Source organism: Kitasatospora sp. NBC_01266 (assembly GCF_036242395.1).
Lineage (GTDB): Bacteria > Actinomycetota > Actinomycetes > Streptomycetales > Streptomycetaceae > Kitasatospora.
The window spans coordinates 5,008,306-5,020,440 of the sequence record NZ_CP108458.1 but is presented as its reverse complement, the minus strand read 5'-3'; the positions used below and the strand labels follow the sequence as shown (position 1 = coordinate 5,020,440).

Genomic DNA, 12,135 nt, shown 5'->3' with positions numbered 1-12,135 from the left:
GCGGCGACCGCACCGACCCGTCCGCACCCCGCCGACCTGCCCCCGCGCGCCGCGTTGTCCGGCATGCGACCGACTCAACCAGGAGGCGAGTGGCGGCACATATGCTGTGCCGGTCGGACAGCGCGGTCCGCCGCCGCCCACCCCACCACCCCAGGGAGCCAGCCGTGACCGCTCCGGTCCCCACCTCGGCCGACCGCCCGAGTGCTGACCAGCCGAGCCCGCTGACCACCGACAGCGCGGCCACCGATCGCACGGCCGGCGAGCTGCCGCCGCCCGACCAGGCCGCCGACAACGCCGCCCTGCGCGCCGACATCCGCCGGCTGGGCGATCTGCTCGGCGAGACCCTGGTCCGGCAGGAGGGCGCGGAGGTGCTCGGCCTGGTCGAGCAGGTCCGGCTGCTCAGCCGCACCGACGGCGAGGCCACCGCCGAGCTGCTCGGCAACATCGATCTGGAGACCGCGGCCAAGCTGGTGCGGGCCTTCTCCACCTACTTCCACCTGGCCAACGTCACCGAGCAGGTGCACCGCGGCCGCGAGTTCGCCGCCCGCCGGGCCCGGGAGGGCTCGCTGCTGGCGCAGACCGCCGACCAGCTGGTCGACGCCGACCCCAAGCACCTGGCCGACACGCTGGCCAACCTGGCGGTCCGTCCGGTCTTCACCGCGCACCCCACCGAGGCGGCCCGCCGCAGCGTGCTGAACAAGCTGCGCCGGATCGGTGAACTGCTCGAGCGGATCCACCGCGAGCACGCCGCCGCGGGCATCTCCCCCGCCGACTCGGCCCGGGCCACGCCCGCCCATCGCCCGGCCACCGCCCCCGACGCGGCCGCCGCGCGGCGCACCTCCTACGAGCGCTCCGCGGACCGCCGGCTGGCCGAGGTGATCGACCTGCTCTGGCAGACCGACGAGCTGCGGATCGCCCGGCCCGAGCCCACCGACGAGGCCCGCAACGCCGTCTACTACCTGGACGAGCTCTACCGCGAGGCCGTCCCCGAGGTGCTCGAGGAGCTGCACGAGGAGCTGGCCAGGGTCGGCGTCGCGCTGCCCGAGGGGGTGCGCCCGCTGACCTTCGGCACCTGGATCGGCGGCGACCGGGACGGCAACCCGAACGTCACCCCGCAGGTCACCTGGGACGTGCTCAACCTGCAGCACGAGTACGGCATCAAGGACGCCCTGGACACCATCGACGACCTGCGCAACTCGCTCTCCACCTCGGTCCGGCTGGCCGGCGCCTCGGAGGAGCTGCTCGTCTCGCTGGAGGCGGATCTCAAGCTGCTGCCCGAGCTGAGCCCGCGCTACAAGCGGATGAACGCCGAGGAGCCCTACCGCCTCAAGGCCACCTGCGTGCGGCTCAAGCTGGAGAACACCCGCGAGCGGCTGGCCGCCGGCACCCCGCACGTGGACGGCCGCGACTACCTGGGCACCCGCGAGCTGGTCGCCGACCTCAAGCTGATCCAGGAGTCGCTGCGCTCGCACCGCGGCGAGCTGATCGCCGACGGCCGCCTGGCCCGGGCGATCCGCACCGTCGAGGCGTTCGGCCTGCAGCTGGCCACCATGGACGTGCGCGAGCACGCCGAGGCGCACCACCACGCGCTCGGCCAGCTCTTCGACCGGCTCGGCGAGGAGGCCTGGCGCTACAACGACATGCCGCGCGAGTACCGCCAGAAGCTGCTCGCCAAGGAGCTGCGCTCGCGCCGCCCGCTGGCCCCCACCCCGGCTCCGCTGGACGCCGCGGGGACCAAGACGCTGGGTGTCTTCACCACCATCCGCGAGGGCTTCGAACGGTTCGGCGACGAGATCGTCGAGAGCTACATCATCTCGATGTGCCAGGGCGCCGACGACGTCTTCGCCGCCGCCGTGCTGGCCCGCGAGGCGGGCCTGATCGACCTGCACTCCGGCGTCGCGCGGATCGGCATCGTGCCGCTGCTGGAGACCACCGACGAGCTGCAGCAGGCCGACCGGATCCTGGAGGAGATGCTCTCCGACCCCTCCTACCGCCTGCTGGTCTCGCTGCGCGGGGACATCCAGGAGGTCATGCTCGGCTACTCCGACTCCTCCAAGTTCGGCGGCATCACCACCTCGCAGTGGGAGATCCACCGGGCCCAGCGCCGGCTGCGCGACGTGGCCCACCGCTACGGCATCCGGCTGCGCCTGTTCCACGGCCGCGGCGGCACCGTGGGCCGCGGCGGCGGCCCCTCGCACGAGGCGATCCTGGCCCAGCCCTGGGGCACCCTGGAGGGCGAGATCAAGGTGACGGAGCAGGGCGAGGTGATCTCCGACAAGTACCTGCTGCCCTCGCTGGCCCGGGAGAACCTCGAGCTCACCCTCTCCGCCACGCTGGCCGCCTCGGCGATGCACACCTCCCCGCGCCAGGCGCCCGAGGAGCTGGCCCGCTGGGACGCCGCGATGGACAGCGTCTCGCAGGCCGCGCACACCGCCTACCGGGGCCTGGTGGAGCAGGAGGACCTGCCGAAGTACTTCTTCGCCGCCACCCCGGTCGACCAGCTCGCCTCCCTGCACCTGGGCTCGCGCCCGTCCCGCCGCCCCGACTCGGGCGCGGGCCTGGACGGTCTGCGGGCCATCCCGTGGGTCTTCGGCTGGACCCAGTCCCGCCAGATCGTCCCCGGCTGGTACGGCGTCGGCTCGGGCCTGGCCGCCGCCCGCGCGGCGGGTCTGGGCGACGTGCTGCCGGAGATGTACGGCAAGTGGCACTTCTTCCGCAACTTCCTGTCCAACGTCGCGATGACGCTGGCCAAGACCGACCTGCGGATCGCCCGCCACTACGTCGAACAGCTGGTCCCTGCCGAGCTGCGCCACATCTTCGACCAGATCACCGCCGAGCACGACCTGACCCTGCGTGAGGTGCTGCGGCTGACCGGCGAGAACGAGCTGCTGGAGCACAACCCGGTGCTCAAGCAGACCTTCACGGTCCGCGACGCCTACCTCGACCCGATCTCCTACCTGCAGGTGGCGCTGCTGCGCCGGCAGCGCGAGGAGGCCGCCGCCGGGCGCCCCGAGGACCCGCTGCGGGCCCGGGCGCTGCTGCTGACCGTGAACGGCATCGCCGCCGGTCTGCGCAACACCGGCTGACGGACGGGCAGGGCAACACAGCAGGGGCCCCACGCCGCGTCGGCGTGGGGCCCCTGCTGTGTTGCCCTGCTGCTCTGCTGCCGGGACCGGCTCTCAGTCGGTCCGGTCGCCCCGGCGGCGCTTGAGCCACAGCGCGCCGCCGCCGGCCGCGATCACCGCGCCACCGGCCACCGCCGGTATGCCGGCGTTGCTGCCCAGGGTGGAGATGAACGCCCCGGAGAGCGCGGTCGGCGCGGCCGGCGGGGTCGGGGTCGGCGACGCGGAGGCCGGCTGGACGTCGACCATCTGGGCGTCCAGCGCGCTCGGCGCGGGAGCCGGGCGGGCCGTGCGGATCCGGCCGCTGCCACGCCCGCCGGTGTAGGAGTACCCCGTGGCCCGGGTGCCCGACGGCGAGGGGGTCGGCGTCGGCGTGGGGGTGGGGCAGCCGCTGGGCAGTGCGCCGGGGGTCGGCGCGGCGGGGGCCGTCGGCGAGGAGGCGGCCGTCGGCGAGGCCGTCGCGCTCGGCGACGGGCTGTCGCTCGGGCCGGACAGCGGCGGGCAGCTGGGGCCCGCGCTGGTCGTCGCGGTGGGAGAGGGGGACGCGCTGGACGTCGCCGGGCCGGCCGGCGGCAGCCCCGGGGCGGCCGACGCCGACGCGGCACCGCTCGGGGCCGGCGGCGAGCCGGCCGCACTCGCCGACGGGGCCGGCGAGCCGCTCGGCTCGGCGCCCCAGGCCACCGCGGCGCCGCCCAGCAGCACCGCAGCCGCCACCATCCACGTACCGGCCACCCGTGCCGTGCCCAAGCCCGCGCCCACCAGCGCCCCCATCTTCCCGAGTCCGGGTGAACCGTATCCGATCAGCCGAGGGCTTCCGGCTCCCGAGCGCCGCCTGCGGCGAAGAGTTGTACGACTGTTGCCCTGTCCGTCATACCTGCGACCGGGATTGACGGACACTCAGGGATCTTCCAGCGGACACTCAGCCGTTGTAGGTGCCCTGGGCCCGCTCCAGACCCTCCGTCAGCAGGGCCTCGACCGCGTCCGCCGAGCGGTCCACGAACCAGTCCAGCTCCTTGCGCTCGGCGGACGAGAAGTCCTTGAGCACGAAGTCGGCGACCTCCATCCGGCCCGGCGGACGGCCGATCCCGCAGCGCACCCGGTGGTAGTCGGGGCCGAGCGACTTGGTGATCGACTTGAGCCCGTTGTGGCCGTTGTCGCCGCCGCCGAGCTTGAGCCGCAGCGCCGCGTAGTCGACGTCCAGCTCGTCGTGGATCGCCACGATTGCCGAGGTGGGGGCCTTGTAGAAGTCGCGCAGCGCGGTGACCGGGCCGCCGGAGAGGTTCATGAAGGTCATCGGCTTGGCCAGCACCACCCGCTGCCCGACCAGCCGCCCCTCGGCCACCTGGGCCCGGCTCTTGTGCGCCTTGAACTTCGCGCCGATCCGCTGGGCCAGCAGGTCGACCACCATGAAGCCGATGTTGTGCCGGTTGCGGGCGTAGCCCTCGCCGGGGTTCCCGAGGCCCACGACCAGCCAGGGGCCGGTGTACTCGCCGCTCATCTCCCACTCCTCCTGTCTACGACCACATCATCGCGCGAACGCAGCGCTGCCCCGACTCCCACACGGGGAGCCGGGGCAGCGCCGAAGAACGGATTACCGCAAGGCTCAGGCCTCGACGGCGGCGGCCTCCTCCTCGGAAGCCTCCTCCTCGACCGGAGCGGCCTGGGCGGCGATGACCTGCAGCACGACGGCGTCGGCCTCGACGGTCAGGGTGGTGCCCTTCGGCAGCACGATGTCGCCGGCGGTGATGGAGGCGCCGGCCTCCAGGCCCTCGACCGAGACGGTGACGGCCTCGGGCAGGTGGGTGGCCTCGGCCTCGATCGGCAGCGCGTTCAGCACGTGCTCGACCAGGTTGCCACCGGGGGCCAGCTCGCCCTCGACGAGCACCGGGATCTCGACGCTGACCTTCTCGCCGCGCTTGACCAGCAGCAGGTCGACGTGCTCGATGGTGCGCTTGATGGCCTCGCGCTGGACGGCCTTCGGCAGGACGAACTCGTCCTTGCCCTCGATCGGGACGACCAGCAGGGCGTTCGGGGTCTTCAGGGCCATCATCAGGTCGTGGCCGGGCAGGTTCAGGTGCACCGGGGTGTGGCCGTGGCCGTAGACGACACCGGGGACGAAGCCGGCACGACGGGCGCGACGGGCGGCACCCTTGCCGAACTCGCTGCGGGGCTCGGCGGCAATGCGGATCTCGGACATGCTGCACTCCTGGCGTGGAAACGGGTGCAGAAAGCGAAAAACCGCCGAGACCACACCCTCAAGTACATGGGGCAGCTCGGCGGATATAGATCCAGCGCGTCGATCACGGAGCAGGCGCCTGAGCGCGCACAACATCCCTCGCCGAGCAGTCTCAAGAGTCTAACCGCACCGCTCGTCAACCGTGAAATCGGCCCCGTCGCTCAGCAGCGACGGGGCCGATAGGAGCTGACAGTACGTCAGGTGATCAGTGCACGCCCTCGAAGAGCGAGGTGACCGAGCCCTGCTCGAAGACCTCGCGGATCGCGGCGGCGATCGACGGGGCGATCGAGAGGGTGGTGACCTTGTCCAGCTGGAGCTCGGCCGGGCAGGGCAGCGTGTTGGTGAAGACGAACTCGCTGACCCGGGAGTTCTTCAGGCGGTCGCCGGCCGGGCCGGAGAGCACGCCGTGGGTGGCGGCCACGATGACGTCGGCGGCACCGGCCTCGAAGCAGGCGTCGGCGGCGGCGCAGATGGTGCCGGCGGTGTCGATCATGTCGTCGACCAGGACGCAGACCCGGCCCTTGACGTCACCGACCACCTCGGCGGACAGGATGGTGTTGGCCTGGCTCATGTCGCGGCGCTTGTGGATGATCGCCAGCGGGGCGTCGAGGCGGTCGCACCACTGGTCGGCCACCTTCACCCGGCCGGCGTCCGGCGAGACGATGGTGAGCTTGTCGCGGGCGACCTTCTCACCGACGTAGTCGGCCAGCAGCGGCAGCGCGAACAGGTGGTCCACCGGGCCGTCGAAGAAGCCCTGGATCTGCGCGGTGTGCAGGTCGACCGCCATGATCCGGTCGGCGCCGGCCTGGGCCAGCAGGTCGGCGATCAGCCGGGCCGAGATCGGCTCGCGGCCCAGGTGCTTCTTGTCCTGGCGGGCGTAACCGTAGAACGGCAGGATCGCGGTGATGCTCTTGGCCGAGGCCCGCTTCAACGCGTCGATCATGATCAGCTGTTCCATGATCCACTGGTTGATGGGAGCCGTGTGGCTCTGCATCACAAAGCAGTCCGCCCCCCGGGCGGAGTCCAGGAAGCGGACGTAGATCTCGCCATTGGCGAATTCGAAGGCCTTGGTCGGGACGAGCTCGGTGCCCAGCGCAGCGGCCACCTCCTTCGCCAGCTCAGGGTGGGCACGGCCGGAGAAGAGCTTCAGCTTCTTCTCACCCGACGTCGTGATCCCGCTCACTGCACCGTCTCCTCGTGTTGCTGCCGCATGGTCCCGCCGCACCGCACCCGGGCGGCAGGAGCCGCCCGGACCGGTGGTCGACGAGGGATTGGGTACGCCTCGGCACGGGCTACAGCCCCACGGCGCACGTATGTACACCAGGTTACGCGCCCACTCACGAAGAGCCCGGCCCGGGACCTGTGCGGCTCGCCACTCCGCACGGCCCGGACCGGGCGGGCCCGGGGACGGATCCCTAGAGCTCCTGGGTCCCGGTGGCCGACTCGGCCGCGGCCAGGGCGGCGGCGGCCGCCCGGTCGGAGACGGTGCCGGGACGCTTGCGCGCCACCCAGCCCTCGATGTTGCGCTGCTGTGCGCGGCTCACGCCGAGCGCACCCGGGGGCACGTCCTGGCTGATCACCGAGCCGGCGCCGGTGTAGGCGCCGTCACCGATGGTGACCGGGGCGACGAGCATGTTGTCGGTGCCGACCCGGGCGTGCGCGCCGATCACGGTGGGGTTCTTGTTCACCCCGTCCCAGTTGGCGGTCACGCAGGCCGCGCCCACGTTGGCGCCCTCGCCGATGGTGGCGTCGCCCATGTAGGAGAGGTGCGGCACCTTGGCGCCGGCCCCGATGCTCGACTTCTTGACCTCGACGAAGGTGCCGACCTTGCCCTTCTCGCCGAGCGCCACGCCGCCGCGCAGGTAGGCGAACGGGCCGACGGTGGCGCCCGCGCCGATCTCGGCCTGCTCGACCACCGCGTTGCTCAGCTTGGCACCGGCGCCGACCACGGTGTCGGTCAGCGTGCAGTTCGGGCCGACCTCGCAGCCCTCGCCCAGGTGGGTGGCGCCGTGCAGCTGGGTGCCGGGCAGCACCACGGCGTCCGGCTCGTAGCTCACCTGCGCGTCGATCCAGGTGCTGGCCGGGTCGACCACGGTGACACCGGCGCGCATCGCCGCCTCCAGCAGCCGGTCGTTGAGCAGCCGGCGGGCCTCGGCGAGCTGGATCCGGTCGTTGATGCCGAGGATCTCCCGGTGGTCGGCGGCCACCACCGCGCCCACCCGGTGGCCGGCCGAGCGCAGGATCTCCAGGGTGTCGGTCAGGTACTCCTCGCCCTGCGCGTTGTCGGTGCCGATCCGGGTCAGCGCCTCGGCCAGCAGCTTGCCGTCGAAGGCGTAGACGCCGGAGTTGATCTCGGCGATCGCCAGCTGGGCCGGGTCGGCGTCCTTGTGCTCGACGATGCCGGTGACCGCGCCGTCCGCCGGATCGCGCAGGATCCGCCCGTAGCCGCTCGGGTCGGGCACCTTGGCGGTCAGCACGGTGACGCCGTTGCCCTCGGCGGCGTGCCGCCCGGCCAGCTCGCGCAGGGTGGCGGCGGACAGCAGCGGGGCGTCCCCGTAGGTGACGATCACCGTGCCGTCCAGCGTGATCCCGTCGGCGGCCAGCGCCTCCAGCGCGACCCGGGCGGCGTGCCCGGTGCCGAGCTGCTCGTCCTGCACCACCGGGCGCGCGTGCGGGTGGGCGTCGGCCAGGTGGTCCCCCACCAGCTCCTTCAGGTGACCGATCACCACCACCAGCTGCTCCGGCGCCAGCTCCTCGGCGGCAGTCACCACGTGTCCCAGCAGGCTCCGGCCGCAGAGCGGGTGCAGCACCTTGGGCAGCGCCTTGGACTTCATCCGGGAGCCCTCACCGGCGGCGAGCACGATGACGGCGGCAAGGGGGTTTGCACTCACGCGGGAGGCTCCTTGGGGGTGACTGGAGAGCGGGCCGGGTTCGTCGGCACGACTCCGCACGCCGCGCGGTCGGCCGGGCCCGCCAATGACCAGTCCTGAGAATAACCGCGCAAGGTAGCTGCACTCGCACACCAGCACGCGTAGCCGGGGCGGACCGCCCCGGCCACGCGACAGTGCTCCGCCGGTTGGATTCGAACCAACACTGCAAGGCTTCAAAGGCCTGCGGGCTGCCGATTACCCCACGGCGGATGGCTGCTCAGACCATACCGGAGTCCTCCCCCGGCTGGGTATCGCCCTCGATCCCCAGAGTGACACCCGGGGCCCGAGCCGCCGCGCCCCGCTTCCCTTGGCGGGTCCGGCAACTTACGATGCCGTAAGTTACGCAACCGTAGGCACCGCTCCTTTCCGCTCCTTTCCGCGAGGGACAGCCCATGACGCTTCAGGCCGACCAAGTGCCGCCGGCAGCAGCCGCCCGGCCCGCCTCCGAGATCTCCGCCACCCTGGGCGGTGAGAAGCAGGGGCTGCCCGAACGGATCGCGCTCGGGCTCTTCATCGCCGTACCGTTCCTCGCCCTGCTGGCCGCCGTACCGGTGGCCTGGGGCTGGGGTCTGGGCTGGCGGGATCTGGCGATCGCGACGGTCATGTACTTCCTCACCTGCCACGGCATCACCGTCGGCTACCACCGGTTCTTCACCCACCGCTCCTTCAAGACCGGCCGGGTGCTGAAGATCGCCATGGCGGTGGCCGGCAGCCTCGCGGTCGAGGGCCCGGTGGTGCGCTGGGTGGCCGACCACCGCAAGCACCACAAGTTCTCCGACAAGGACGGCGACCCGCACTCGCCCTGGCGCTACGGCGAGACCGTGCCGGCCCTGCTCAAGGGCCTCTGGTGGGCGCACATGGGCTGGCTCTTCGACTCCGAGCAGACCCCGCAGCACATCTACGCGCCCGACCTGGTGAACGACCGCGACATCCGGGCGGTCTCCCGGCTCTTCTGGCTCTGGACCACCATCTCGATGCTGCTGCCGCCGCTGGCCGGCGGGCTGCTCAGCTGGTCCTGGCAGGGCGCGCTGACCGCCTTCTTCTGGGGCTCGCTGGTCCGGATCGCGCTGCTGCACCACGTGACCTGGTCGATCAACTCGATCTGCCACGCGATCGGCGAGCGGCCGTTCAAGTCCCGGGACCGCTCGGGCAACATCTGGTGGCTGGCGGTGCTCTCCTGCGGCGAGTCCTGGCACAACCTGCACCACGCCGACCCGACCTCGGCCCGGCACGGAGTGCTGCGCGGTCAGCTGGACTCCTCCGCCCGGCTGATCCGCTGGTTCGAGCAGGCCGGCTGGGCCCGTGACGTCCGCTGGCCCACCGCGGGGCGCATTGACGCCCGGCGCACCGCATGACCCGTCGTCTACAGCATGATGGAGGGGTGAACGGGAGCAACGGAGACAGCGCAGACGGCCATCGCCCGCCCACCAGAACCGGAACAGGACGAGCCGGCCGGGTCCGGATGACGGGCAAGCAACGGCGCGAGCAGCTGCTGGACATCGGGCGCTCCGTCTTCGCCGAGCGCGGCTACGACGGCACCTCGGTGGAGGAGATCGCCGAGCGGGCAGGCGTCTCCAAGCCGGTGGTCTACGAGCACTTCGGGGGCAAGGAGGGGCTCTACGCGGTGGTGGTGGACCGCGAGATGCAACTGCTGCTCGACATGGTCACCGGGGCGCTGACCGGGGGGCACTCCCGGGAGCTGCTGGAGCAGGCCGCCTTCGCGCTGATGGACTACATCGACACCTCCACCGACGGCTTCAAGATCCTGGTCCGGGACTCCCCGGTCGCCCAGTCCACCGGCACCTTCGCCTCGCTGATCAGCGACATCGCCACCCAGGTCGAGGACATCCTGGGCCTGGAGTTCAAGGCCCGCGGCTTCGACGCCCGGCTGGCGCCGATGTACTCGCAGATGCTGGTGGGCATGGTCGCGCTGACCGGCCAGTGGTGGCTGGAGGTGCGCAAGCCGCAGAAGTCCGAGGTCGCCGCGCACCTGGTCAACCTGGCCTGGCACGGCCTGGAGGGGATGGAGCGGCATCCGAAGCTGGTCGGCGAGCGGCAGAACTGAGCCCGGTCGGCACCGGTTGACGGCCGGTTTCCGGGCAGATCAACGCCGGGTGAACAGTTTCTCGATGTCAAGAGGCTTCATATCGACAGAACCCCCGATACACTGATCCACATGGAGGACGAGGTCGACCGCCTGGTCGCAGCATGGCGCCGCGAGCGCCCCGACCTCGACGTGCAACCGCTCCAGGTGCTCAGCCGGGTCAGCCGGCTCGCCCGCCACCTGGACCGGGCCCGCCGTGCGGCTTTCGCCGAGCACGGCCTGGAACCGTGGGAGTTCGACGTCCTGACGGCGCTTCGGCGGGCCGGGCGGCCCTACCAGCTCTCCCCCGGCCAGTTGCTCACCCAGACCCTGGTGACCTCCGGCACCATGACGAACCGGATCGACCGGCTGGCCGGCAAGGACCTGGTGCAGCGGCTGCCCGACCCGGACGACCGGCGCGGGGTGCTGGTCCGGCTCACCGCGCTCGGACAGCAGAAGGCCGACCAGGCGCTGGCCGGACTGCTCGCGCACGAGCGCGAGCTGCTGGCCGAGCTGTCGGGCGGTCAGCAGGCCGAGCTGGCCTCGCTGCTGCGGCAGTTGGTCGCGCCGTTCGACAACATCCCGGGCTGAGCCCGGCTCACCCGCCACCCAGCACTGGTACGCCACCGCGCCGTCGGCTCGGCCGTCGACTCAGGGCGCCGGCTCAGGGCGCCGGTGCGCTCGCCGGCTCGGCCGGCCCGACCCCGGCCCGGCGGGCCAGCGCGACGGCGGCCAGCGTGGAGTGCACCCCCAGCTTGCCCAGCACGTTCTGCATGTGGGTGCGCACCGTGTGCGGGGAGAGGTAGAGCCGTTCGGCCACCGCCTGCCGGCCCAGGCCCGCCACCATGCAGCGCAGCACCTGCTTCTCCCGGGGCGTCAGCGACTCGACCAGCCGCTCGCTCTCCGTGCGGTCCCGCCGCGCCGTGGTCAACTCCCGCACCACGCCGGTGAGCAGGGTGGGCGGCAGGTGGGTCTCACCGCGCAGCACGCCGCGCAGCACGGTCAGCAGCCGGGTCAGCGAACTCTCCTTGGCCACCCAGCCGGCCGCGCCCGCGTAGAGCGCGCGGACCGCCCGGCGCGGGTCCTCCTCGGCGGCCAGGACGACCGCGCGCAGGCCCGGGTAGGTGTGGCAGGAGCGGCCCAGCAGGGTGATCCCGTCCACCGGGCGGCGCTGCCCCGCCACGGCCGGGCGGCTCACCGGCGGCACGACGGCCAGCTCGGCCTGGCGCGGCGGGACCAGCGCGCTGCCGGCCCGGCGCGGGGCCGGCACCACGCCGGTCGGGCGGCGCAGCGCCGCCGGGCCGGTGGCCTCGGGCTCCGCCGCCGCACGCGGGCGGCGCGGCAGGCCGAGTGCGGCCCCGGTGGCGCCCAGGTCGGCGTCGACCAGCAGGACGTCGAAGGGCCGACCCTCGGCGGCGGCCCGCTCCAGGGCGTGCTCGGCCGCGGCAGCGCTGCCGGCGGCGCCGACCTCGATCTCCGGCTCGGCGGAGAGCGCGGTGGCGAGCGCTTCGGCGAAGATGCGGTGGTCGTCGACCACCAGGATGCGGATCCGCCCCATCTCGGTGTCCCCCCTGCTCCGGCCCGGCCCCCATCCGATACCGGACTCAGGGTACGGGCTGCGGGGCGCGGCGGCGGGGATTCGGTGAAACACCGTCAGAACCGGTCACCCTGTGCGAAGTCGCGGCGGTAACTGCCGAAGCTCTGCACGGCGGGACCTCGGGGTGGGTGGCGGGCCGTTCGGCCCGCCGTTCGTCCGGTCATCGG

Annotated in this window: 10 protein-coding genes and 1 tRNA gene; 4 read left to right on the top strand and 7 right to left on the bottom strand. The window is 72.7% G+C overall.

Features of this window, described 5'->3' with window-relative positions; genetic code table 11:
* Positions 1 to 263 precede the first annotated feature (263 nt).
* A complete protein-coding gene (gene ppc / locus OG403_RS22040; RefSeq protein WP_329572445.1) occupies positions 264 to 3,086 on the top strand; it encodes a phosphoenolpyruvate carboxylase in 2,823 nt (940 codons plus the stop codon).
* A 93-nt stretch (positions 3,087 to 3,179) separates the two neighbouring features.
* Here ppc and OG403_RS22035 read toward each other — a convergent pair whose 3' ends face one another.
* The 6 genes from OG403_RS22035 to OG403_RS22010 form a co-directional block, all read right to left on the bottom strand.
* Positions 3,180 to 3,893, bottom strand: coding sequence for a hypothetical protein (locus tag OG403_RS22035; protein ID WP_329567002.1), 714 nt, complete (start codon positions 3,891 to 3,893; stop codon positions 3,180 to 3,182).
* A gap of 148 nt (positions 3,894 to 4,041) precedes the next feature.
* On the bottom strand, positions 4,042 to 4,620 hold the full coding sequence (gene pth, locus OG403_RS22030; RefSeq protein ID WP_329567000.1) for an aminoacyl-tRNA hydrolase: 579 nt from the start codon (positions 4,618 to 4,620) through the stop codon (positions 4,042 to 4,044).
* A gap of 105 nt (positions 4,621 to 4,725) precedes the next feature.
* On the bottom strand, positions 4,726 to 5,319 hold the full coding sequence (locus tag OG403_RS22025) for a 50S ribosomal protein L25/general stress protein Ctc (RefSeq protein WP_329566998.1): 594 nt from the start codon (positions 5,317 to 5,319) through the stop codon (positions 4,726 to 4,728).
* 244 nt (positions 5,320 to 5,563) lie between these two features.
* Positions 5,564 to 6,541, bottom strand: coding sequence for a ribose-phosphate diphosphokinase (locus tag OG403_RS22020; protein ID WP_329566996.1), 978 nt, complete (start codon positions 6,539 to 6,541; stop codon positions 5,564 to 5,566).
* Between the two features lie 232 nt (positions 6,542 to 6,773).
* A complete protein-coding gene (gene glmU / locus OG403_RS22015; protein WP_329566994.1) occupies positions 6,774 to 8,249 on the bottom strand; it encodes a bifunctional UDP-N-acetylglucosamine diphosphorylase/glucosamine-1-phosphate N-acetyltransferase GlmU in 1,476 nt (491 codons plus the stop codon).
* Positions 8,250 to 8,425: 176 nt separating this feature from the next.
* A tRNA-Gln gene (locus OG403_RS22010) sits at positions 8,426 to 8,498 on the bottom strand.
* A 182-nt stretch (positions 8,499 to 8,680) separates the two neighbouring features.
* Between OG403_RS22010 and OG403_RS22005 the strand changes: the two genes are divergently transcribed.
* The 3 genes from OG403_RS22005 (at position 8,681) to OG403_RS21995 (ending at position 10,962) form a co-directional block, all read left to right on the top strand.
* Entirely contained in the window at positions 8,681 to 9,643 is a 963-nt protein-coding gene (locus tag OG403_RS22005; RefSeq protein ID WP_329566992.1) for an acyl-CoA desaturase, read from the top strand.
* Positions 9,640 to 10,353, top strand: coding sequence for a TetR/AcrR family transcriptional regulator (locus OG403_RS22000; RefSeq protein ID WP_442910955.1), 714 nt, complete (start codon positions 9,640 to 9,642; stop codon positions 10,351 to 10,353). Before OG403_RS22005 ends, OG403_RS22000 begins: the two co-directional genes overlap by 4 nt.
* A gap of 111 nt (positions 10,354 to 10,464) precedes the next feature.
* Positions 10,465 to 10,962, top strand: a complete 498-nt coding sequence (locus OG403_RS21995) for a MarR family winged helix-turn-helix transcriptional regulator (RefSeq protein WP_329566988.1) — start codon at positions 10,465 to 10,467, stop codon at positions 10,960 to 10,962.
* A 73-nt stretch (positions 10,963 to 11,035) separates the two neighbouring features.
* Here OG403_RS21995 and OG403_RS21990 read toward each other — a convergent pair whose 3' ends face one another.
* Complete coding sequence (locus OG403_RS21990) at positions 11,036 to 11,929, bottom strand: response regulator transcription factor (RefSeq protein WP_329566986.1); 894 nt, start codon at positions 11,927 to 11,929, stop codon at positions 11,036 to 11,038.
* Positions 11,930 to 12,135: the final 206 nt, after the last annotated feature.